This window comes from Achromobacter xylosoxidans (assembly GCF_001457475.1).
Lineage (GTDB): Bacteria > Pseudomonadota > Gammaproteobacteria > Burkholderiales > Burkholderiaceae_B > Achromobacter > Achromobacter xylosoxidans.
The window spans coordinates 1,742,957-1,766,063 of record NZ_LN831029.1; the positions used below are offsets into that span (position 1 = coordinate 1,742,957).

Below are 23,107 nucleotides of genomic sequence, written 5' to 3' on the forward strand. Positions count from 1 at the left end.
CGAGATAACCGTCATGACGCTTCCCGTTTTCCAGCTGCGACGCAACGCGTTCGGGCGTTTGGTGTTCCAGGGCGCCGACGGCGTCGCGCACGAAGGCGTGATTCCGGTGCGGGCCTTTCCGATCAGCGAGGCCGATCGCGGATTGTCGCTGGTGACAGGCGAAGGCCGCGAACTGCTGTGGATCGAGCGGCTGGCCGACGTGCCCGCCGCCGAACGCGCCCTGATCGAAGAGGAACTGGCTGGGCGGGAATTCATGCCCGAGATCCGCAAGCTGGCCAGCGTGTCCACCTTCGCCACGCCCAGCCTCTGGAAGGTGGAGACCGACAAGGGCCCCACCAGTTTCACGCTGCGCGGCGAGGAGGACATCCGGCGCCTGAACCCGCAGACGCTGCTGATTGCCGACAGCCACGGCATCTTCTACCTGGTGCGCGACATCCTGTCGCTCGACAAGCACAGCCGCAAACTGCTGGACCGCTTCCTCTGAGCGGTCAATCCGCCGCCGCGCGCTTGAACGGCGTGTGGGCCTCGAGTTCGCCCAGGTAGTCGTCGACCGCGGCGGTTTCCTCATCGAGAAAGTGCTGGATCGCGGCCGCGAAGCGCGGATCGGCGACCCAGTGCGCCGACCAGGTGGGCGTGGGCAGCAAACCGCGCGCCATCTTGTGCTCGCCTTGCGCACCGCCCTCGAAACGCGCCATGCCGTGGGCGATGCAGTAGGCGATGGCCTGCATATAGCAGGTTTCGAAGTGCAGCCCCGGCACGTATTCCGTCGCGCCCCAATACCTTCCGTACAGCGTGTCGCCGCCCGCCAGGTTCAGGGCCGCCGCCACCGGCTGGCCGTCGCGCTCGGCCAAGATCAGCACGAAGGCGTCGGGCTGGTCGCGATAGGCGCGCAGGAAGAATTCGCGGCTCAGGTACGGCGGATTGCCGTGGTTGAAGTAGGTGTGGCAATAGCACTGGTGGAAGAAATCCAGTTCGGCGGCGTCGATCTGCGCGCCGCGCAGCCAGCGGAACGCCAGCCCGGCCTGCGCCACCTTCTTGCGGTCCTGGCGGATCTTCTTGCGCTTGTCGTGGCTCATGGTGGCCAGGAAGGCGTCGAAGTCGGCGTAGCCGGGGTTGGTCCAGTGGAACTGCACGCTTTCGCGCACCATGAAGCCGGCCTCGCGCAGGGCGCGCAGGTCGTCCGCGGCCGGAAACAGCAGGTGCAGCGACGACACCTGGATTTCTTCGGCGAAGGCGACCAGCCCGCGCACCAGCGTGTCGCGGTCCTCGTCGCTGGCGGCCAGCAGGCGCGGGCCCGAGACCGGGGTGAACGGCACCGCCGCCAGCAGCTTGGGGTAGTAGCGCAGGCCGTGGCGCTCGAAGGCGTCGGCCCAGGCGTAGTCGAACACGTACTCGCCGCGCGAATGCGATTTCAGGTAGAGCGGCACGGCGCCCGCCAGCGCATCGCCGCGCCACAGCATCAGGTAGTGCGGCGACCAGCCGGTGCGCGGCGCGGCGCAGCCGCTGTCGTGCAGCGCATGCAGGAAGGCATGCCGCAGGAACGGCTGGTCGCCTGCCAGGGCGTCCCACTGGCGGGCGTCGATGCCGGACAGGTCGGTCTCGATGGTCAGGCGTAGCGGCGAATCCATGCACGAATGATAAAGTCTTCACTGGCGCGCAGTGCGCGGCGCCTGATGAGCGCGCAGGGTTATTGCGTATGGTCATGGTCTTGCGTGCGGCCCCGAGCCGTTTCGCGGCGGAAATTTTCATGGATAGCAATTCAATCGCCGCCCCGGGCGGCAATGAACCTCGCACAGGCGGCATGGCTTGCCTGCGGGCGGCGGCGCTGGAGGCGCTGGCCGCCGTCGGCTGGGCCGACAAGCTGGCGCGGGTGCGCGCCATCGGCGACCAGGCGCCGCTGGATTGCGCGCGCCACTACGTTGCCCATGGCGCGCTGCCGGGGCGGCCCGCCGTGCCCGTGCTGGTGTCGCCGTCCGAGGTGCCGCAGCGTTCCATGGCCACGCTCGAGGGCCGCGCGGCGCTGCTGCACGCCCTGGCGCATATCGAATTCAACGCGGTCAACCTGGCGCTGGACATCCTCTGGCGTTTCGCCGGCATGCCGGACGCCTTCTACCGCGACTGGCTGCGCGTGGCGCGCGAAGAGGCCACCCACTTCGAGCTGCTGAACCAGCGCCTGGCCGACCTGGGCTACGCCTACGGCGATTTTCCCGGCCATGACGGGCTGTGGGAAATGGCCGAACGTACCCGCGACGACCTGCTGGCCCGGTTGGCGCTGGTCCCGCGCACGCTGGAGGCGCGCGGGCTGGACGCCTCGCCACTGATCCGCAACAAGCTGGCGGGCGCCGGCGACGCGCGCAGCGCGGCCATCGTCGACATCATCCTGCGCGACGAGATCGGCCACGTGGCGATCGGCAATCATTGGTACAAGCTGCTGTGCGCGCGGCAGGGCAGGGAGCCGGTCGCCTGTTACGCCGAACTGGCCAGCCGCTACAACGCGCCGCGCTTGCGCGGCCCCTTCAACCTGGCGGCGCGCCGCGCCGCGGGTTTCGACGAGGCCGAACTGGCTGCCCTGCAGGCGGATCGAGGATGACGGCATGGAAATCGTGATCGACGCGCTGCTGGCGGGGGCGGTGCGCCCGCTGGGGGATTCCGGCCGCGACAGCGGCATCGACAAGCATCCGGTCGAAGGGCCGTTGTGGCTCGGCCTGGAGGGGTTGCGCGGCGACGAACATGCTGACCGCCGCTTTCACGGCGGCCCGGAGAAGGCGCTGCATCACTATGCCCGCGAGCACTATCCCGCATGGCTGCGGGAACTGGGCGAACGCGCCGTGCTGCGCGCCCCGGGTGCGTTCGGCGAAAATCTCTCCACTCACGGCATGACCGAACAAGATGTCTGCGTGGGCGACACGTACGCGGTGGGCGGGGCGCTGATACAGGTATCCCAGGCACGCCAGCCATGCTGGAAGCTGAACCACCGTTTCGCGCACCAGGGCATGTCGGCCCAGGTGCAGGCCAGCGGCAAGACCGGCTGGTACTACCGCGTGCTGCGCGAGGGTTGGCTGGCGCCGGGCGATACGCTGTCGCTGCGCGACCGCCTCCATCCACAATGGTCGCTGGCCCGCATCCAGGACATTCTCAACCGCCGGGTGCTGGACCTGCCGACGCTGGCCGAGCTGGCGGCGCTGCCGGCGTTGTCGCCCAACTGGCGCGCGCTGTTCGAGAAGCGCGCCCGGCTGGGCCAGGTCGAAGACTGGCAGCGGCGCCTGCAGGGCGACCCGGCCGACGCTTCCACGGGAACTCCTTCGACATGAAAATCCGCTACGCCGCGTCGCTGGCCGCCCTGGCGCTGACGCTGTCCACTTCCGCGCAGGCCGCCGACGCGTTCGCGACCTGCCTGGCCGGCCTGCGCGCGCCCGCGGCCAAGGCCGGCGTGTCCGGCGCCACTTTCGCCACGCACACCGCCAACCTGGCGCCCGACATGGCCGTGATCGGCCTGCTGGACGCCCAGCCGGAATTCAAGACGCCGATCTGGGACTACATGGCGGCGCTGGTCGACGACGAGCGCGTCGCCGACGGCAAGGAAGGTATCGCGCGCTGGCGTGCCGAACTCGATCGCGCCGCATCGCGCTATGGCGTGGATCCCGCCACCATCGCGGCGGTGTGGGGCGTCGAGAGCAATTACGGCCGCACACTGGGCGGCCGGCCGCTGCTGACGTCGCTGTCGACGCTGTCGTGCTTCGGCCGCCGGCAGGCGTACTTCCGCGGCGAGTTCTACGCCACGCTCAAGATCATCCAGGACGAGCACATCGACCCGGACAAGCTCAAGGGGTCCTGGGCGGGCGCCTTTGGCCAGACCCAGTTCATGCCGTCGACCTACCTGCGGCTGGCGGTGGATTTCGACGGCGACGGCCGCCGCGACCTGATCGACAGCGTGCCGGACGCGCTGGCGTCCACGGCCAATTTCCTCAAGCGGGCCGGCTGGAACAGCGGCCTGGACTGGGGCTATGAGGTCAGGCTGCCCGCGGGCCTGGCCACGGCCGGCGCCGGGCGCAAGAACAAGCGGCCGCTGTCGTCCTGGCGCGGCCAGGGCGTGACGCGGGTCGACGGGACGCCGTTGCCGCCGGGAGAGGCCCCGGCAGGCCTGTTGTTGCCTGCCGGGCCCACGGGGCCGGCCTTCCTGGTGACGCGCAACTTCGATGCGCTGTACTCGTACAACGCGGCCGAGAGCTACGCCCTGGCGATCGCGCACCTGTCGGACCGCCTGCGCGGCGGCGGGCCGCTGGCGCAGGCCTGGCCGACGGACGATCCCGGCCTGTCGCGGGCCGAGCGGCGCGAATTGCAACGGCTGCTGATTGCCCGTGGCTATGAATTGGGCGAACCCGATGGCATGATCGGCGAACGCACGCGCGAGGCGCTGCGGGCGGCGCAGCGCGCCCTGGGCCTGCCGGCCGATGGCCGCGCCGGTCAGAAGGCGCTGCGGGCCCTGCGCGAGGCGGCCTGAGGCGCGGCCGGCGCGCCAAAGGACAAGTTTTGCAAAGATCGGGGCCGGTATCCTTTGGATGACGGAATGCGCGGCGTCATGGGCCTATACTGGATTTCCGATTTTCCTGGAGCACGGCGATGAGTCTATTGGATACCCTGGCCTCGATGGCTGGCGGCGGTCAGCAAGGGGGCTCGGCCTCGTTGCTGCCGGCCTTGATCGAACAACTGAACAAATACCCCGGCGGCCTGTCCGGCCTGATCGCCAGCTTCCAGCAGGGCGGCCTGGGTGAAATCGTCGCGTCATGGATCGGCAAGGGCCAGAACCTGCCGGTCAGCGCCGATCAGCTTGGCCGGGTGCTGGATCCCGGCGTGGTCAACGAACTGGCCGCCAAGACCGGGCAGGACACCGGTTCGGTGCTGGGCTCGCTGTCCGCGCTGCTGCCGCAGCTGGTCGACAAGGCCACGCCCGAGGGCGCCGTCGAGCCGGGCCAGTCCTTCAATCCGACCGACCTGCTGGCTTCGCTGTCCGGCCTGTTCGGCAATCGCGGCTGATCCGGCAAGGGGCCTTTCCCTGACGCGCCCGCGGCTTCAATCGCTGGCGCGCCGCCGCCTGCTGCAGGCGGCGGCGCTGGGCGCGCTTGCGCCCCTGGCGGCCTGCGCGCCGCCGATCTCGCTGAACGCGACCTTTCTGCAACTGTGGCTCAGCCATCTCGACCTGACGCGCGATGAATGGCGGTGCCGTATCGCCACCTACCGGCGGCTGGGTTGCCGCGAGATTTTCCTGCAATGGGTCGGCCTGGAAGGCGGCCGGCCGGATGACTGGATGGCGCCGCGGTCGATGCTGGATGCCATCTTCGACGAAGCCGACCGTAGCGGCCTGGGCGTGCATGTGGGCCTGCCCTACGATCAGCGCTGGTGGAACATGCTGGCCGCGCCCGACGACGCGGCGCTGGCGGCCTACCTTGACCACACCCGCGATCGCGGCGTTGCCTACATGCGCGCGGCCGCCTGGCCCGAGCGCCGCAATTTCCGCGGCTGGTATGTGCCGTACGAACTGGAGCAGTACAACTGGGCCCGGCCGGAGCGCCAGGCGCTGCTGGTGCCATGGCTGGACGCTTTCACCCGCGCCTCGCTGGCCAGCTGCCATCGCATCCCGTCGGTCTCGACCTACCATAGCCGGCTCGGCGGCACCGGCTCGTTGATGCAACTGTGGTCACGGGTGCTGGACGAAGTGCGCATCCATCCGATGATCCAGGACGGCGTGGGCGTGGCGGGCCTGGCCAACTACCAGGCGCTGGAGCCGCTGCACGACATGTTGCTCAAGCGCCGCGCCGCGTTCGACCTGGTCATGGAGCTGTTCGAGGAATTGCCGTCGGGCAAGACGGACGGCACCACGTTCAAGGCGCGCTCGGCCGATTTCAACCGGGTCAGGCAGCAATGGGACGTGGCCCGCGGCTACGGCGCCAAGCGCATCGTGGCATTCACCCTCGACCCTTGGGTCATCGGCGACACGCCGGAGGCCCGCGCGTTGATGGACGCCTGGATGGCCGCGCGCGTCTGACGCCACGCGGCTTCAGGCGAAGCCGCGGCCGATGATTTCCCGCATGATTTCACTGGTGCCGCCGAACAGGCGCAGGGCGCGCGCGTCGGCCCAGGCGCGGCCGATGCCGTATTCGGCCATGTAGCCATAGCCGCCATAGAGCTGCAGCAGGTCATCCAGGATGGCGCCCTGCATTTCGGTGGCATTGAGCTTGGCGATCGCCGCCCGCGTGGCGTCGAGTTCGCCGGCCATGTGCTTTTCCAGGCAGTCGTCCAGGAACACCCGCAGCATGGTGGCCTGCGCGCGGGCGCTGGCCAGCTTGAAGCGCGAGTTCTGATAGTCGATGACGCGGCGGCCGAAGACTTTGCGGTTGCGGGTGTACTCGGCGGCTTCGTCGATCATGCCTTCGAGCGAGGCGCCGGCGCGCAGCGCGATCGCCAGGCGTTCGCGCGCGAGTTCCTGGGTCAGGTATTCGAAGGCGTTGTTCTCGCGCCCCAGCAGGCAATCGACGGGCAGGCGCAGCCCGTCGAAATAGAGCTCGCAGGTGTCCTGGCAATGCTGGCCGATCTTGCTCAGCGGCGTGCCTTTGGTGAAGCCGGGCTGGCCTTCCTCGACGCAGAACAGCGACAGGCCGCGCGCGCCCAGGTCGGGATCGGTGCTGGCCAGCACGATCGCCAGGCCGGCATTGACGCCGTTGGTGATGAAGGTCTTCTGGCCGTCCAGGACGTAGTGGTCGCCGTCGCGGCGCGCGCGCGTGCGCACCGCCTTCAGGTCGCTGCCCGCGCCCGGTTCGGTCAGGGCGATCGCGCCTATGATGTCGCCGCGCGCCATGGCGGGCAGCCAGCGTTCCTTCTGCGCGGTGGTGCCGAAGGCGTCCAGATACGGCGCCACCATGTCGGAATGGATCGAGAAGCCGATGCCGAGGAAATTCGCGCGAGCCAGTTCCTCGATCACGACGGCGGCATGGCCGAAATCGCCGCCGGCACCGTAGGGTTCGGGCAGGGCGCAGTTGAGCAGGCCTTCCGCGCCGGCGCGGCGCCACAGCGAGCGCGGCACGATGCCGGCCTTTTCCCATTCGGCGTAGTGCGGCGCGATCTCCTGGGCGACGAAGCGCCGGACCTGGTCGCGAAAGAGTTCGTGGTCGTCCCGGAATACGCGGCGCATGCGGCCTCCTTACTTGCCGTAGGGGTCCGTGGCGCTGGCCTGGCCGTGCAGGGTGGGCGCGGTGGCGCTGCCGGTCAGGAACAGGCTGTAGTGATCGCCGGGTTGCAGGGCCGGCAGGGCCAGCGAGGGCGAGAGCACGGTGCCGCAGCCCGCTGCCAGCGTGGCGCTGACGGGGTTGATGGCGCGCGCCATCGATGCACCCGGCTGGACGTCCTGGAACAGCGTGGGGCCGGTCGGGCTCACCTCGAGCTTGGCGCCGGGACAATCGGCCGCCAGGTTGTAGAAGCGCAGCTCGGCCTTGAGCGCGTCCTGGGCGCCATTGCTGTCGTCGATGGCCGTGTAGCTGACATTGACGCCGTCGCGCCGCACCACCAGCGTGGTGAAGGTGTCGGGCTTGACCTGCAGGCTGGCCGCCGGCTTGCCGTCGATCAGCAGGTTGAACGGCTGGTTGCCCTTGACGATGGCGTAGGTGCTGGCGGGCTGGGTCGGGCTGATTTCCTGCGATGGACCGTTGGCGATCTGCACGCGCACGGGACCCGTTTCGGGATTGACGACCCGCACGAACGATGAGCCGGCCGGCGGACGGGCGGCATACAGCTGGGCGAGCACGCCTTCGGCCTGCGTGGCGGCGCTGGCGCTGGCCAGCGCCAGCGTCAATGCCAGGATGGGGAAATGGGTGCGACGGATCATGCTTGCGGCTCCGGTTTCTTGCTGAGGCGGGCGTCGAGATACATGCGCTCGAGCTGCTTGCGGTCGGCCTTGTCGGTGCTGGTCGTCGGGAAGCGGTGGCAGGCCACCAGTTCGGACGGGATCATGTAGGGAGGCAGCTTGCGGCCCAACAGGGCTTTCCAGTCCGCCAGCGCGGCGGACAGCGGCTGCAGGCCCGCGGCGCCGGGCTCGGCCGGTTCGACGAATCCTATGAGACGGATGATAGCGCCATCGGGCCGCCGCAGCGCGACGGTGGCGCCCGCGCGCGCGCCGGGCAGGGCGGCGATGGCGGCATCGATCTCGGCCAGTTCGATGCGGTAGCCGTGCAACTTGATCTGGTCGTCGATGCGGCCGCGGAACGTCACCAGGCCGCGCGCATCGATCTCGCCCAGGTCGCCGCTGCGATAGCCGCGCTTGCCATTGCGCGTGAACATGCGCGAGGCGTTCAGGTCCGGGCGATTGAGGTAACCGCGCATGACGTGGTCGCCGGCAATGCTGATTTCGCCGTTCTCGATGAAGACCTCGGCATACGGCTTGGCGCGGCCGATGGGGAAGGGGTTGGGCGCCTGGGCGCGCAGGGCGGGGTCGATCTCGACCCAGGTAGTGGAGCAGGTCGCCTCGGTGGGGCCGTACGAGTTGATGATGCGAACGTCCGGAAAACGCTGCCACAGCTCCTCGGCCAGTGTCGGCGTGAGCGACTCGGCGCCGAATACGAAGGCGCGCAGCCGCGGCAGGTGGGCGTGGTCGAAATCCGGGTTGAACAGCTGCTGGCGCACGAACGACGGCGTCGAGGCCCAGACGTTGATGCCGGTGTCGGCCAGGTATTGCACGAAGCGGTCGCGCTGCGCGATCGTCTCGCGCGGGCACAGCACGCAGGCGCCGCCCAGTTCCAGCGCGCCGACCCAGTTGAACAGCGAGAAGTCGAAGCTGAACAGCATCTGGTCCATGAACGCGGGCGCCGGGCCGAGGTTCAGACAGTCGCGGATCCAGCCTGCGAAGAGGGTGACGCTTTCGCGGCCGATCTGCACACCCTTGGGGTCGCCGGTGCTGCCCGAGGTGAACATGATGTAGGCCAGTCCGGCCTCGGCCAGCGGCGCGGGGCTGGCGCAACCGGCGGCGAAGGTGTTGGCCTGGGCGTCGTAGCGCAGGCCGGCGCGCACCAGTTCGCCGATGCGGGCGATGCGTTCGGGCGGGTTGATGACGTCGACCGGCACGAATGGCACCCGCAGCCGCAGGCACCCCAGGATCGCCACCAGGAAGGCGGCTTCCTTGTGGCCGGAGATCACCAGCGGCACGCCGGCGGTGACCCCGGCGCGCAGCGCGTCCTGTTCCCAGGCCTGCGTGGCGGCGCGCAGCGCTGCCCAGGTCAACGCGCCCTGCGCGTCGACCACCGCGATGGCGTCGGCAGCGACGGCCGTATCGGCGAAATCGTAGGCGTTGAAGTCGAAACGCATGATGCTGCCCCCCAGGAAGACGTCAGGCGCGCGCGTGCTCCGCGATGAAGGCCGCCAGCGTGTGCACCGACTCCAGGTGCACGTCGATCTCGGTCGGCGGGATCTTGCAGCCGAACTGGCGTTCCACCGCCAACGCCACGTCCACGGCGGCCAGCGAATCCACCAGCCCGGATTCGATCAGCAGGGTATCGGGATCGACCTTGGTGAGGATGATGCCTTCGATGAGGTCGGCCACCTTGGCTTCGATATCGTTGATGTCCATAGCGTACTCCGCGACCGCGCCGCGGTCAGAATTGGAAATAGAGGAACCGGGTTTCCTTGTGCAGGTTGACCAGGCAGAAGAACAGCAGGGCCAGCATCGCGGCCAGCCAGGGCAGGTTGGGACGCCAGCGCATCCAGGGCGAAGGCGCTTCCTGCGGCTTGAACAGCGCCGGCGAGTAGCGGCCCAGGATCTGGTGCGCATTGGGCGCGAACCAGGCGATGCCCAGCAGCACCACAGCATAGATCAACTGCAGGTGGTGGCCGACCAGCACGCGCCAGGCATCGCCCCAGGCCAGGCCGCTGACGTGGGTGGCCAGGTCCAGCGTTTCCATGCCGCGCAGGCCGATCATGCCCTGCATCAGCAGCATGGCGTCGCCGACCCCGTGGGCGCGGAAGAACGCTTGCGCCACCAGCACCGCGACAAAGGTCAGCAGCACGCAGGCGGCTCGCTTGACCACGTTCAGGTTGCGCGCGGCGGCGGGTTTGCGGCCCACCACGAAGATGCGCCAGGCGTGGTTCACCGACAGGTACATGGCGTGCAGCAGGCCGAATACCAGGAACTGGAAGCCGGCGCCGTGCCAGACGCCGGCCAGCGCCATCGTGAACAGCGTCGGCGTGACGATGCTGGCCAGGAAACCGCCCGCCGTGGCCACGCCCTGCGCCCCGACCGGCAGATTGCGATCGGTGCGCCATTTCGAAATGGCCATGGCCACCGGGTAGTAGAGATAGGCGGTCAGGTAGCGTGTGAGTGTCATGTGCCAACGCGCCCAGAATTCGATGATGCTGCCCGCCTTGTAGGGCGAGTTGAAGTTCAGCGGGAAGCGGATGCCGAACATCTTGGCCAGGCCTAGCGCCATGTCCGAATAGCCGGAGAAGTCGAAATACAGCTGCAAGGCATAGCACAGGCTGGCGCCCCACGAGCCCCAGAACTGCAGTTCGCCAGGCGCGGCGAAACCGGCATCGGCGTAAGGCGCGATGCCATCGGCCAGCAGCACTTTCTTGGCCAGGCCGATCACGAACAGCATGCCGCCCACCGACAGGTTCTCGGCCTTGAAGCGGTAATTCTCGGGCTGCGCGAACTGCGGCATCATCTCCTTGTGATGCAGGATCGGGCCGGCGATCAGATGCGGGAAGAAGGTCACGAACAGCACGTAGCTGAGCAGGCTGCGTTCCTTGACCACGCCCGCGCGGCAATCCAGCAGGTAGCCGATCTGGGTGAAGGTGAAGAACGAAATGCCCAGCGGCAGGATGATCGCGTCCATGGTCGAACTGGTCATGCCCAGGTCGGTCAGGAAATTGAGCAGCGTCGCGAAGTATTTGTAGTGGAACAGCAGCGCCAGGTCGGCGCCCACGCCCAGTCCCACGATCAGCCCCTGCAACCGGGGCCGTGCCGCGGTGTGCAGGATCAGCAGGCTGACCAGGAAGTTGAAAGCGATCGAACCCGCCAGCAGCACCACGAACTGCGGGTTCCACCAACCGTAGAAGACGAACGAGGTCAGGCACAGCCACAATGCCGCCAACCGCAGATTGAAGCGGCCCGCGCCGTAGTACACGGCCAGCGTGATGGGCAGGAAGATCAGCAGGAACAGGTAGGAGTTGAATAGCATCTTCGGTCAGGGCAGTCGGGCCAGCACGGATTTCTCGTCGTCGGTCAGCGGCAGCGACAGCGCCATTTCCGAAAACTCCCAGATCACCAGCTTCAGGCTCTTGGGCCATTGCTCGCGCTGCTTGAGGGCCACCAGCAAGGCCCCGGAAAACTGCCCGCCATCCAGGCTCAGGTTCCAGACCTCGCGCCCCAGTCCCATGCCCAGCCGCTCGGCGAAATTGCTGCGGCGGCCGTTGGAGCTGCCGGCCAGCAACACCTCCACCGGTGGCGTGTCATCGAGCAGCCCGCCGCCGCGCACCGGTTCGATCTTCCGCGGCTCGGCCAGGTCCAGATCGGGGCGCCAGCCAGGTCGTGCCTGCTCCAGCCCTGCCAGCACGATCAGGTCGCCCATGCGCGGCTGCGGCGCACCCGCGGGATCTTCCTTGAAGGCCTGGGCGCCGGAGCCGCCCAGCAGCGGCAGGGCGGCCTGCGCCACGCGCGCGGCCGCGGCCTGCGCGCCGGTGGCGTTCATGTGCACGTCGGTGCGGAAGTAGCGCGGCGCTTCGGCCTGTGCCAGGGCGTCGCGCAGATCGACGAACGGCACGCCCTGCGCATGCAGGGCGGCATTCCAGTCGTCCAGCGTGCGCCGCATCGGCAGCGAGACGGTCTGGCCGCACAGGTGATCGGCCTCGATGCGCGACTTGTCGGGCACCGCCACCACCAGCAGCCGCACCTGCCGCTGGCGCAGTTGTTCGACCCAGTGGCGCATCAGGCGCAGGCGCTCATCGAAGACATGCACCCCGGGTTGCGGCCGAAGGCCGTCACGGTAGAACAGCCATTGGGGGCAGCCCATGGCCACCTGCTCGCCCAGGTCGCCGAGCAGGCGGTAGCGGATCGCGGCATTCCAGGTGTTGACCGCGCCCTGCGCCGGCAGCCGCAGCGACTGGTTCAGCACGGTCCCCGCGGTGCCGTTCATCCAGGCCGTGGGCGCGACGTCGGCGGCCCCCAGCCTGGCTTGCGCCAGGCACCAGGCGCCCCAGCCCAGGCCGAGCGCCAGCAGCACGCCGATCACGATCGCGTTGCGCCGATGGCCCGTCTCGGGCGGCGCCGCCTTGTCGGGTTGCGCCACGGCGCTATTGCCCCACCGCCGCCTTCATGCGGCCGCGCCAGGCGTCGGCGGTCATGATGGAGGCGTTGTCCCACAGCCCCTTGGCATCGGGGCCCTGCGCATAGGTGGGCTCGAACATCTGCCACACCAGCACCTGCGGCCTGTTCTGCTTGAAGGCGGGCGACTCCAGGTATTCCAGCAGCATGATCCAGTGGCCGACGTTGCCGGGCTTCCAATTCACGGAAACGGGGCGATCCAGCAGATTGGACAGCTTCTGCGGAAAGCCGAAGTAGGGTTGCACCATGCTGTGCCCGGTCACGTGTACCGGGGCGGGCGCGTCATCGATCAGGCTCTGGTTGTCGGCCTGGCGGCGCACGGTGAAGGTCTCGCGCCCCGCCTGCTTGCGCTGTTCGGGCGTCAGGAACAGTTCGGCCAGATCGCCATAGCGGCGTTCGTTGACCACGCTGCCCAGCGCCATGCCGGTGCCCGGCTTGCCGGCCAGCGTCTTCACGTCCTGCCTGATGCGCTGGGCCAGGGCCTCGGCGGTGGCGTCGGCGGCGGCCTGGGTCCAGTGCTGGTCCGTGCGATAAAACACATCCTGGCCGCCATCCTTCAGGCGGCGCAGCACGGCCTCGTCGTCGATGGTGGAGATGCCGGCGGCCTTGAGCTTGTCCTGTATGGTCTGGTAGCGCTTCCTGACATCGGCGCTCAGCGTCGTGCCGTCCGGCAGCTTGTCCTGGTAGAACAGCGTTTTGTCTGGCAGTACCAGCACTTCCAGCTGGACGCCCCTGGCGGCGAGCGCGTCGCGGGTTTCGCGCACCAGCTGGGTGGCGGCGTCGATGCCGCGCGTATCCACCTGGGTCAGGCTGCCCCAGCCCGGGAACAGCCAGTTGTCCTTGCCCTGGATGACGATGGACGAGGCTCGCTGCGCCTGGGCGCCCGCGGCGGCCAGCGCCAGCAGCAAGCCGCACAGGGCCGACGCCAGGCGCGGGCGGCGGGGCAGGGGGCGGATAGCGGTAGTCATGTTTGCGGATTCCTTCATGGATACGGATCGGCGGGGCTCAGTAGGACAGGGTCAGGTTGATGAACAGGCCCTTGGCCCGGTCGGCCTGGCCGCCGCCGATGTTGAAACGGTATTGGGTGGTCAGGTCCAGGTAGGAGCGTGGCGCGTTGTAGTGATCCTCGCGGAACCAGTAGCGCAGGTTGAAGCCGGGGCCCGCGCCCAGCGACCAGCTCGATCCGTTGCCTTGCAGCGGATGGGTGCTGCTGTCGCCCAGCTGGACACCGGTCACCTTGTTGTTGGTCCACAGCCAGTCGGCGCCGATCACCCCATAGGGAAAGAACACCAGCTTTTCGCTGATGGCGTCCAGGCGATAACTGCGCCCGATCCGCAATTCCCCCGCGCCGAACGCCTGGTCGCGCTTGAGCTTGCCGCGGACGCTGTCCGAGTCCTTGCCGGTGGCGTTGTCGCGCAGCCAGAACCGGGCCGGCATGTCCTGCCAGGAATACCCGGCCTGCACATAGCCTTCCATCGTGAACCAGTCGGGCCGGTCGATGCGCAACGTCGTGCCTTCGTACAGGCCGTAGGTGACGTAGGCCAGCCAGCCTCCGCTGCCGGCGTCCGCCTTGTAGTGGGCGGTCTGGTTGGCGCTGTTCAGGCCGCAGAACGTATCGGTCGAGCGCGGAGTGAGGATGCCGGTGCGCGTCGCCGTTCCGAGGTTGAACTGGCGCTCCAGGCCGAAGGTCAGCCCCACCTCGGTGGATGGCGTGAAGCGCATGCCGAGCGAGCCGACGGTGGTGGGGATGCCGGCGATGCCGTCGTTGTTCTGGCCCGCGACATCGATCACCCCTTCGCCGCAACGGTTCCTGACGGTCTGGCTCTTGGTGCGGCTGCCGTTGTCGTACAGCGTATTGGACAGCCGTCCATACAGTTCGAACGTGCGCGTCGATGAGTTGAGGAAGTCGGACGGCCGCCAGAAAATCTCGGCGGTGCTGAACACCGCATCGCCCGGCACCGTGATCGCCGCGCCCCCGAGCCCGGAAGACGCCGGCCGCGCGCCGCGATAACCGGCGGAAACGTAGCCGCCCCATTCGCGCGACAGGCCGGCGATGCCGCTGCGCGTGTCGTAGCGCTGTTGCGGTGTCAATTCCAGTTTGCCGGCATCGGCCTCGTCGATGGCCTGTTTCAGTTTCTCCACGGCGCCGCGTTTGTCGCCGACGCCCGACAACGCATAGCCTTCGTCCAGGATCACGGTCGGCGGCGCCTTGCCGGTGGCGCGGGCCGCCTGGAAGTCCTCCAGCGCCAGGCGGGGTTTGCCCATGCGCTGGTGCAGGTAGCCGCGCTGCATCAGCAGGGCGGGGTCGTCGGGCTGCGCGGACAGCGCTTCGCCCATGCGTTTCTCGGCCTCGGCCAATTGCGCCGCGTTGCCCGCGGCCAGCGTGGTGGTCAGCAGGCGCTGCAATTCCTTGTTGGCGGGATCCTGCTCGGCGGCCTTGCGCGCCTGCGCAATGGCTTCCTGGTAGTCCTCGCGCGCATAGGCGGCGTAGGCCAGCGCCGCGGGGCCGCCGCTGCCGGCGGCGTCCGACGGCAGCAGTTCGCAGGACGTGCCGTAAGGCGTATCGCGGCAATCCTGCAGCGGCGCCGGGTAGTTGGCCAGCGTCAGCGTGGCCGGCACGGTGGGCGCCGAGCGCGCCCGCTTGATACGGGCTGCGGCGGCTTCGTCCTTGGCCCCGAGCGGCTCCAGCAGCGCCAGCGCGCGCTTGGTCTCGCCGCCGGCGAGCGCGGCGTCGGCCGCGATCAGGCGCACATTGCGGCGCTGGTCGTCGTCCAGCCAGTCCTGCTTGAGCGCGGCATCGAAATCGGCATTGGCCTCGTCGGTCTTGCCCTGGCGCTGGCGCAGGTAGGCGCGCATCACCAGCGCCACCGTGTTCTCGTCATCCTGCCCGAGCGCGTCGGTGGCGGCGTCCTCGGCCGCGCCCAGCTGGTTGTCCAGCATCAGCGCGGTCATCAACAGCAGGCGGTGGCTGGCGGTATCCGGGGCCAGCGCCACGGCCTCGCGCGCCAGCGGCACCGCGTCGCCGGGTCGGTTTGCGATCAGCGCCTGGTAGCCCTGTTCGGCGGGCTTGATGGCCAGGCGGCGTTGCATCGTGGCGCGGCGCGCGGTCAGGTCGTTCTTGTTGGGGGCGCCGAGCGCGATGGCCTTGTCGGCGGCGGCCTGCGCCTCGGCGTACTTGCCCTGGGCTTCCAGCGCATCCAGCCACAACATGGCCCACGGCCCCTGCTTGGGGTCGATGCGGAAGGCCTGCTCGGCGCCGCGCTGCGCGGCAACGTAGTCGCCGCGGTTGTAGTCGGCGTAGGCGCGCGTGGCTATCGGGAAGCCGCGACGATAGGCGGCGGTGGTGCCGGGCGCGCCGCCGCCCGCGGCGGCGGCCGGCGCGGTGCGCGGTCGCAGATTGGCGCGCGCTTGGCGCAAGGCGGGGGTATCGAGGCCGCTCTCGATGGCGTCGGCGGCGGCCTTGTCCGCCTCCCGCAGCTTGCCCTGCTTCTGCAGCGCGTAGATCAGGAGCAGGCGCAGCCGCTCCACGTCCGGGCGCAGTGCGATGGCCGATTCGGCCTGCTGCTGGGCCTGCGCGTAGTTGCCCGCGTCGTAGCTCTTGTAGCCCTCGTCGGCGAACTGATAGGCGGCGCCTTCCAGCGGCGCCTCGGCGGCGCGTGGCGCCGACTGCGCGGCGGCGGGCCCGGCGTGGCCGGCGCAGGCCAGCGCGGCGGACAGCAGGAAGGAACGGGTCAATGGCTTCATGGAGTCGCGGGTTTGTTTTCGCCGTGCGTCGGCGCGATATCGGCCTGGCCGCCTTGCTGGAAGTGGATCGCCTCTCTGAGCGTGCCTTCGTCCAGCCAGCCTTGTTCCATCAGGATTTCGCCCAGCGGCCGCTTGTCGCGCGACTGGATCTCCAGCGCCCGCGCCAGCTTGTCCTCGTCGATCGCCTGCCAGGACAGCAGCAGCTCGCCCAGGCGCTGGCGCTGTTGCGCCAGCTGGTCGGTGGACGGGAAATCGTGCATGGTCTTGTCCCAGGCAAGCCGCTTGCCCGTGATCAAGTGGCCGATGAACAGTTTCCAGGCGCGCGCCGCGGCCATGGCATTGATGAAGTTGCCGACGATCATGCGCGGGATCGACAGGATCGCGTGTTCCCAGCCATACATGCGACCGACGAAATAGGCGCGCTGCACCACCCGCAGCAGCAAGGCCACCGCATTGATCCACATCAGCGTCACCAGCCAGCCGCCCGGGCGGAAGTAGGACGGGTAATACACGGTCCACCAGCCGAACAGGTCGGCCAGGTAGAACAGGAAGAAGTTGGCCAGCAGCAGGTATGCCAGGATCGCGATGAACGAGGTCACCAGGCCCTTGCGGTCGCGGAACAGCAGGTATTTGGTCGCCAGCGAACCGGTCCAGCCGACCTGCTGCCAGCCCTGCAGCCCGATGCCCAGCGTCCAGCGCGCCTTCTGCCGGTAGGCGGTGCGGAAGGTGTTGGGAAAATACTCCCGCACCCCAAGCGGCATGTGGATGGTCGACACCTTCTCCTTGCCCAGTCCGAACCAGGCGCTGCGCCGCGTCACGTACTCGACGCCGAACTTGCCGAAGATCTGCCGCATGCCGCGCTGCGCCAGCCGTGCGCCGATGTCGTAGTCCTCGGTCAGCGTGTCGGTGTTGAAGGGCTGGTTGTCGGTCTCGGCGGCCAGTTCGACCAGTGCGCGACGCGAGAAGCAGGTGCCCACGCCAGCCGAAGGCACCATCTTCGACAGGCTCTCGCGCACCACCAGGTCCTTGGTGTGCCATTCCGCGAACTCGTCCATGTAGGTGCCGGCCACCAGCTCGTACCAGTGGCGTTCCAGCGACGTCACCGGCAGCTGGATGAAGTCGATGCGCGGCAGCAGGTAGTTGTAGTACTTCAGTTCCAGCGGGTGCAGCACGTCCTCGCTGTCGTGCAGGATGACGCCGGCGAACGGCACGGGCTGGCGGGCGTCCTGAGCGAAGATGGCCTGCACGATCCAGTTCAGGCAGTCGGCCTTGCAGGTCGGGCCATCGTGCGGCACCTCCACCCTTATCAGCTGGCGATATCGCCGCCGCATGCGCTCGACTTCCTTGATGGTGCGTTCGTCGTTCTGGTAGGTGCCGGCGAAGATCATGTAGTTCTTGTATTCGAGCGTCGACACCATCGTCTCGAGCATCGAGGCGATGACGTCGTACTCGAGCCAGGCGGGCACCATGATCGCCAGCGGCTGTTCTTCCTTGGCGCGCAATTGCGCTGCCGTCAACGGCGTGTAGCGGCGCTTGACCGTCAAGGCGCGCCGCAGCTCGCGCACCCAGTACCAGCCGTCGATGAACAGGTCATCCAGGCTCGAAAGCAGGATGATCACGCCAACGACGGCGGTCACGATCTCAAGGCCGCGGTAGTAGTCGGCGATGAGATAGGGCCAGTAGAGCGAAGACATGGGCGGGCCGATCCGGGTTTATCGGGTTTCCTTGTTCTTCCTGCGGCTGACGCGCATCGCGACAATCAGGATAAGCAGCAACACCAGCAGGCCGACGCTGATGGCGGGCACGCTCCACGAGATGTAGCGGCGCCATTCGAAGAAAGCGCTTTCCCCGGCGCCCGGCGGATGGCTGGCGTCGGGGTTGGCGCTGTCGATCCAGGCCACCGGGCCGGCGGCGCCAATCAGCGCGACGTTGCCGCGGTTCAGCACGAACGGCGCGTCCAGCATGCCGGCCCGCTGCCCCAGGGTGTGCCACAACACGCCGTCCTGGCCCGCGGCGCTGACCACCTCGGCCGAGCTCAGCTGTTCCAGGCCCGATATGTCCAGCCAGGTCGTGTCCTTGCCGTCCACGCGCAGTTGCCTGCGATCGGTGACCGTCACCATCGGCTTGGCGCCTTCCACCGGCACTTCCATCGCCAGGAAGGGGCGCGTCGGCTTGAAGGCCTGGCCGCCGGCGGCCACGGACAGTTCGGCGCGGGTCGTCGAAATGCCGCTGGCCGAAGCGATGCCGATCAGGCGCTTGAGGTTGTCGGGCGCGCTTGCCAGATAGCTGTCGGGCACGACGACCTGTGGCGTGCCAGCAAGCAGCGGCAGCAGGCCGACGAAGGTGCCGTCCGGTTCGGCCTTTTCCGGCTTGACGTAGCTGGTCGGCAGCACGTTCACCGGATACCCTTGCGGGATCTCGTTGCAGTCCACCGACACCGGCTGGCGCTGGAACGTGACGCGCACGGCGTTGGTGACCCCCAGCACGTAGCCGGGCACCCGGGCGGTCAGACGCTCGGGGCGACCGTCGGCATCCAGCTGTTTGGCGGCCAGCAGGATGCCGTTCCAGAAGACGGAGGCCACCGGGCGCGTCGACGAGGCGCCGGGCGCGGCCGAGACGTCCATGACCAATTCGCCGGGCATGCGGCCGTCCGCCGACACCGCGGCCAACGGGAACGTCGTGGTCCAGTCGCCGCTGGCGACCACGTTGAAGCTGTTGGGCGACCCGCCCAGCGCCGTCAGGCGCAGGCCGCCGTCCTTGAAGGTTTCCGGCGGCATCGCGGCCTTGACCCGCACCTGGCGCGTCACCAGGATGCGTCGCCAGGCCGTGTCGAACGCGCCCGCGCCCTGCGCGCCGGCATCGGCGGCCAATGCGATCACGGCTTGGCGGCCCATCGCGGCCAGGCGGATTTCCTTGGACTGCATGTCGGCGTTGGCCAGCGGCACGCGCCGCTCGCGCCAGGACTTGAAGGCCGCCGCGGCGTCGGCATCGTTGGCCAGCTGCGATTGCAACGCGTCCAGCGCTTCGTTCAACTTGCCGCGCAGCGTGGCATCGGCGATCACCACGTCACCGGCGACGGCGGGCGCGCCCATCACCAGCAAAGCGCCGATCTCGGCGGCATTGGCGATCTTGTGCTTGCCGTTGTCCGCCAGCGCGGCGAAGGCCGGCACCTGCGCCAGCCCGGCCGGCGCCTGCAGGCCGCGCGTGTCGATCTCGTCGCCCACCGAGGGGAAGGCGCGCACCGCGACGCGCTTGCCGGCGCGTTCCAGCGCCACGCCGACACGCCAGGCGCTGTCGAAGGCCTGCTGGTCCAGCTTGGCGCCGGCCACGATCAGGGTCGGCTTGCCGGGCAGCGTGCCCCAGGCATCATCCAGGTTGCCGATGGCCGAGGCATCGTAGCGGTAGGTCAGGCGCGTCTGCGGCGAGATGGTCAGCGCGTTGGCGGTGGCGCGGTTGCTTTCGCAGTGGCGCAGCGCGATTTCGGATTGCCAGTCCACGCCCACCCGCAGGAAGCCGGTCTCGCGGCGTCGCGGGTCCACCGTGTAGCCGTGCGCGATGCTGCCGTCGCCGTCGGCGATGCGTTGCGCATTGAGCGGCACGCCGTCGGCCCACAGCACCAGGCTGGTACGGCCCGGCTCGCCCTTGGTGTATTTGGCATCGAAGTTCAGCGTGGCGTCGGCGATCGGCACGCCGCGCGGCACCGGCACGTAGAACTCATGGCGCGCGTCGCTGTTGCTCAGGACCACCGGCTCGCTGATGCCCAGATCGGCCAGCGTGGTGTTGCGCGTCACCCAATCGTCGCCCTGCAACTGGCGCAGTGCGTCGCCGGCCGGGCTGGCCAGCGTCCCCAGCGGCAGCAACAGGCCGGCGGCCATCAGCGCGCGTCGAAGCGTCAGGGCGGAAAAGGAGGAGGGTTTTGGCATGGGAACTCCGGGCGGATATGCAGGGCAGGGCGTCAGGCCGCGGTGCCGGCGGCCGGTCCATGAGGATCGAATTCCGAAACCGGCCGGCCGCATAGCGCGTCGACGATGCGCCCGCTGGCCTTGCCGTCTCCGTAGGGATTGATGCGGCGCGAAAACGAGGCATGCAGGGCGGGGTCGTCCAGCAGCCGGTTGACCTCGGTCAGGATGCGCTGCGTGTCGGTGCCTACCAGCGCCACCGTGCCCGCCTGCACGGCCTCGGGGCGTTCGGTCACATCGCGCATCACCAGCACGGGTTTGCCCAGGTAGGGGGCTTCTTCCTGCACGCCTCCCGAGTCGGTCAGGATCAAATAGGCGCGTTGCATAAACCAGACGAAGTCCAGGTAATCCAATGGGTCGATCAGGTGTACGCGTTCCAGTCCCGCCAGGTCCTTCATCACGACGTTGCGCACTTGCGGATTCAAATGCACGGGATAGACGATCTGCAGATCCTCGCGCCTGGCCAGTTCCGCCAGCGCGGCGCAGATGTTCTTGAAGCCGCCGCCGAAACTCTCGCGCCGGTGGCCGGTGACCAGCATCAGGCGGCGCCGCGCATCGAGCCAGTGGTAGCGGGCCTCGAGTCCGCGCGCCAGCGGCCCGTCCGGCGCCAGCTTGGCGCAGGTCAGCGCCAGCGCGTCGATCACGGTATTGCCGGTCACCGTGATGCGCCCGGCTAGGTTTTCGCGCAACAGATTGGCGCGCGACTCGGCGGTCGGGGCGAACAGCGCGTCGCCGATCGCATCGACCACGCGGCGGTTCATTTCCTCGGGGAAGGGCATGGCCAGGTTGCCGGTGCGCAAGCCCGCTTCGACATGGCCGATGCGTATCCGGCGATGGAATGCGGCCAGCGCGCAAGCCGACGCGGTGCTGGTGTCTCCATGCACCAGCACGTAGTCCGGTTGTTCTTTTTCCAATACCCCGTCCACTTGGCTGATCAACCGCGCATACAGACCGTTCAAGGTCTGGTTGGGCACCATGATGTCCAGGTCATGCCGGGTGCGCAGATCGAACAGTGCGAGCACCTGGTCCAGCATCTGGCGATGCTGTCCGGTCACGCAGACCACGCTGTCGATCTGGGATTCTTCCTGCAACGCGGCGACCAGCGGAGCCATCTTGATGGCTTCAGGACGCGTTCCGAATATGGAAAGTATCTTCATCGCAATCAAGCGGCCGGAGCCGGTGGCATTTTCTTGCGTTTATTATGTCTTGAAAGTATTCGTAATATGTGTCGGAGAATTTCCCGGACTTCCGTTCAGCTGACAGTGATTTATCGAAGCGCCCCGGGGGAAGATGAAAGCGGCCCACTCTCTCGACCCGTAAAATGGGGTCACATCATCTTTCAATATGCTGTCTATGACATATCGCCCCATGTCCCTGCTAGTTTCCTTTGGTTACGAACACGACAGGTCGTGTGCATCTACGTGATTCCTTGAAGGCGAAGTCGAAAATGCCTTGACCCCGTAGCGGCTTCACGCTTTTACATACATCCGGCGCGCCCTCATCTCCTGGCCGGCGCGGCAGCAACCCGGAGCGCCTGTCATATGAAGCCATCGAAACCACGATCCGCCGGCGGTCAGCGCCGCACTCGCGGCGCGCATGTCCGCGCCATGCCGGCCACGTCGGCAGCGCGGCGCCGAGGTCGCGCATGAGCGGCAATCACGAACACGGTGACGTGCGCGCGTTGCCCGAATCGCGTCTCTGGATCGCCTTCGCGCTGACCGGCACGTTCATGGTGATCGAGATCGTCGGAGGCCTCTGGACCGGCAGCCTGGCGCTCATCTCCGATGCCATGCACATGATGACGGACGCCATCGCGCTGCTGCTGGCGCTGATCGCGATCCGCGCGGGCCGCAAGGCCGCCGATCTGATGCGCACCTACGGCTATGCCCGCTTCGAGATCCTGGCTGCCGCGATCAATGCATTGGTGCTGCTGGGCGTGGCCTTCTACATCCTGTACGAAGCCTGGCGCCGTCTGGAGGCGCCGCCAGATATCCAGTCCGCCGGCATGCTGGCCGTGGCCATCGCGGGGTTGGTGATCAACCTGGTGTCGATGCGGCTGCTGGCCGGTTCCAAGGACGACAGTCTGAACGTGAAGGGCGCCTACCTCGAAGTCTGGGCCGACATGCTGGGCTCGGTCGCCGTCATCGCCGGGGCCGTGATCATCTGGTTGACGGGCTGGCGCTGGGTGGATTCGGCGCTGGCCGTGGCCATCGGCTTCATGGTCTTTCCCCGTACCTGGGTGCTGCTGCGCGAATGCATCAACCTGCTGCTCGAAGGCGTGCCGCCCGGCATGAGCCTGGGCGCGGTGCGCGACGCCATCGCCGGCACCGACGGCGTCGCCAGCGTGCATGACATTCACCTGTGGGCGATCACGCAGAAGCAGCCGCTCCTGACCGGCCACGTGGTGTTGGCGGCGGGCGCCGACGGCGAAACCGTCCGCCTGGAGATCGAGCGACGCCTGCAGGAAGATTTCGACCTGCACCACACGACGCTGCAGGTCGAACGTTCGGATCGTTCCGAGCAGGAACACATCCACTGAGTGATGCGAAAAAAAATGGCCGACCCGTAAAGGTCGGCCATTTGGCGCTATGGCGGAAATTTGGTGGAGCCGGGGGGAATTGAACCCCCGTCCGCAAGCCCTCCGCAACCAGTTCTACATGCGTAGTCGATCTATTTGGTTTTAACCCTGGACTTAGCCAACCGACAGGCCGGACCAGAGCGATTCACGTAATTTAAATTTGAACCGTGTGACCCCAGTTCAAACCGATTCCTTGTGAATGTCGCTGCTGCGGTTCGAGGGTTGCCCCCCTGGGAAGTTGCCTTCCTCCGCCTGACCCAAGGACAGATCAGTGCAGCGGCTCACCGCTTAAGCGGCGAGAGCGAAACGCTCGTCGTTGGCGTTTGTAGTGTTCCAGTGGTTTAACGAGCGTACTGGTGCTCGGCATGCCCTGAGTTGTTTCGCGACCCACGTCGAATCCGGATCGGCCCCAAGAACTTCTATTGTACTGGTAAACGCGATAGTCCGCTGCCTTTCCGCGCCCGCCCG

At 67.9% G+C, this 23,107-nt stretch carries 19 protein-coding genes and 1 other RNA gene; 7 read left to right on the forward strand and 13 right to left on the reverse strand.

Annotation, left to right across the window (positions count from 1 at the left end; translation table 11 throughout):
* Window positions 1-13: 13 nt before the first annotated feature.
* Window positions 14-484 carry a cyanophycin metabolism-associated DUF1854 family protein gene (locus tag AT699_RS07825; RefSeq protein WP_054499373.1) on the forward strand — a complete coding sequence of 157 codons (471 nt, stop codon included), beginning with the start codon at window positions 14-16 and terminating at the stop codon, window positions 482-484.
* A 4-nt stretch (window positions 485-488) separates the two neighbouring features.
* Here the strand turns inward: AT699_RS07825 and AT699_RS07830 are convergent, their stop codons facing one another.
* Window positions 489-1,628 (reverse strand): GNAT family N-acetyltransferase, encoded by a 1,140-nt coding sequence (locus AT699_RS07830; protein ID WP_024068165.1) that lies wholly within the window; start codon window positions 1,626-1,628, stop codon window positions 489-491.
* Window positions 1,629-1,747: 119 nt separating this feature from the next.
* On the opposite strand from AT699_RS07830, the gene AT699_RS07835 reads away from it, so the two are divergent.
* The 5 genes from AT699_RS07835 to AT699_RS07855 all read left to right on the forward strand — a co-directional run bounded on the left by AT699_RS07835 (window position 1,748) and on the right by AT699_RS07855 (window position 6,043).
* A complete protein-coding gene (locus AT699_RS07835; RefSeq protein WP_020924612.1) occupies window positions 1,748-2,590 on the forward strand; it encodes a ferritin-like domain-containing protein in 843 nt (280 codons plus the stop codon).
* Window positions 2,591-2,594: 4 nt separating this feature from the next.
* Window positions 2,595-3,311: an MOSC domain-containing protein gene (locus AT699_RS07840; protein WP_024068166.1), complete on the forward strand. Its 717-nt coding sequence runs from the start codon at window positions 2,595-2,597 to the stop codon at window positions 3,309-3,311.
* Window positions 3,308-4,501: a lytic murein transglycosylase gene (locus AT699_RS07845; RefSeq protein ID WP_024068167.1), complete on the forward strand. Its 1,194-nt coding sequence runs from the start codon at window positions 3,308-3,310 to the stop codon at window positions 4,499-4,501. Before AT699_RS07840 ends, AT699_RS07845 begins: the two co-directional genes overlap by 4 nt.
* Window positions 4,502-4,620: 119 nt before the next feature.
* Window positions 4,621-5,034, forward strand: coding sequence for a YidB family protein (locus AT699_RS07850; protein WP_006384432.1), 414 nt, complete (start codon window positions 4,621-4,623; stop codon window positions 5,032-5,034).
* Between the two features lie 163 nt (window positions 5,035-5,197).
* Window positions 5,198-6,043 carry a DUF4434 domain-containing protein gene (locus AT699_RS07855; RefSeq protein ID WP_411469339.1) on the forward strand — a complete coding sequence of 282 codons (846 nt, stop codon included), beginning with the start codon at window positions 5,198-5,200 and terminating at the stop codon, window positions 6,041-6,043.
* A gap of 12 nt (window positions 6,044-6,055) precedes the next feature.
* Here AT699_RS07855 and AT699_RS07860 read toward each other — a convergent pair whose 3' ends face one another.
* From AT699_RS07860 to wecB, 11 genes are read right to left on the reverse strand one after another with little or no spacing between them, the layout of a single operon-like run.
* A complete protein-coding gene (locus AT699_RS07860) occupies window positions 6,056-7,186 on the reverse strand; it encodes an acyl-CoA dehydrogenase family protein (RefSeq protein ID WP_006384431.1) in 1,131 nt (376 codons plus the stop codon).
* A gap of 9 nt (window positions 7,187-7,195) precedes the next feature.
* On the reverse strand, window positions 7,196-7,876 hold the full coding sequence (locus AT699_RS07865; protein WP_006384430.1) for an alginate O-acetyltransferase AlgF: 681 nt from the start codon (window positions 7,874-7,876) through the stop codon (window positions 7,196-7,198).
* Window positions 7,873-9,348, reverse strand: a complete 1,476-nt coding sequence (locus AT699_RS07870; protein ID WP_006384429.1) for an AMP-binding protein — start codon at window positions 9,346-9,348, stop codon at window positions 7,873-7,875. The genes AT699_RS07865 and AT699_RS07870 overlap by 4 nt, the downstream gene beginning before the upstream one ends.
* Window positions 9,349-9,370: 22 nt before the next feature.
* Window positions 9,371-9,610 (reverse strand): acyl carrier protein, encoded by a 240-nt coding sequence (locus tag AT699_RS07875; RefSeq protein ID WP_006384428.1) that lies wholly within the window; start codon window positions 9,608-9,610, stop codon window positions 9,371-9,373.
* Window positions 9,611-9,635: 25 nt separating this feature from the next.
* A complete protein-coding gene (locus AT699_RS07880) occupies window positions 9,636-11,216 on the reverse strand; it encodes an MBOAT family O-acyltransferase (RefSeq protein ID WP_006384427.1) in 1,581 nt (526 codons plus the stop codon).
* 6 nt (window positions 11,217-11,222) lie between these two features.
* Window positions 11,223-12,323 carry an alginate O-acetyltransferase AlgX-related protein gene (locus AT699_RS07885; RefSeq protein WP_006384426.1) on the reverse strand — a complete coding sequence of 367 codons (1,101 nt, stop codon included), beginning with the start codon at window positions 12,321-12,323 and terminating at the stop codon, window positions 11,223-11,225.
* Between the two features lie 4 nt (window positions 12,324-12,327).
* Window positions 12,328-13,326: an alginate O-acetyltransferase AlgX-related protein gene (locus AT699_RS07890; protein ID WP_006384425.1), complete on the reverse strand. Its 999-nt coding sequence runs from the start codon at window positions 13,324-13,326 to the stop codon at window positions 12,328-12,330.
* Window positions 13,327-13,363: 37 nt separating this feature from the next.
* Window positions 13,364-16,102 (reverse strand): NfrA family protein, encoded by a 2,739-nt coding sequence (locus AT699_RS07895; RefSeq protein ID WP_054499369.1) that lies wholly within the window; start codon window positions 16,100-16,102, stop codon window positions 13,364-13,366.
* Entirely contained in the window at window positions 16,099-17,796 is a 1,698-nt protein-coding gene (locus AT699_RS07900) for a glycosyl transferase family protein (RefSeq protein ID WP_024068169.1), read from the reverse strand. Before AT699_RS07900 ends, AT699_RS07895 begins: the two co-directional genes overlap by 4 nt.
* Window positions 17,797-17,814: 18 nt before the next feature.
* Window positions 17,815-20,025: a cellulose biosynthesis cyclic di-GMP-binding regulatory protein BcsB gene (locus AT699_RS07905; protein WP_024068170.1), complete on the reverse strand. Its 2,211-nt coding sequence runs from the start codon at window positions 20,023-20,025 to the stop codon at window positions 17,815-17,817.
* A gap of 32 nt (window positions 20,026-20,057) precedes the next feature.
* The gene (wecB, locus tag AT699_RS07910) at window positions 20,058-21,218 is read right to left on the reverse strand and encodes a non-hydrolyzing UDP-N-acetylglucosamine 2-epimerase (protein ID WP_024068171.1); all 1,161 of its coding nucleotides are present in this window, start codon (window positions 21,216-21,218) and stop codon (window positions 20,058-20,060) included.
* Window positions 21,219-21,706: 488 nt separating this feature from the next.
* On the opposite strand from wecB, the gene AT699_RS07915 reads away from it, so the two are divergent.
* Window positions 21,707-22,600 (forward strand): cation diffusion facilitator family transporter, encoded by an 894-nt coding sequence (locus AT699_RS07915; RefSeq protein WP_024068172.1) that lies wholly within the window; start codon window positions 21,707-21,709, stop codon window positions 22,598-22,600.
* Between the two features lie 61 nt (window positions 22,601-22,661).
* Here the strand turns inward: AT699_RS07915 and ssrA are convergent.
* Window positions 22,662-23,050, reverse strand: a transfer-messenger RNA (tmRNA) gene (gene ssrA, locus AT699_RS30865).
* Window positions 23,051-23,107: the final 57 nt, after the last annotated feature.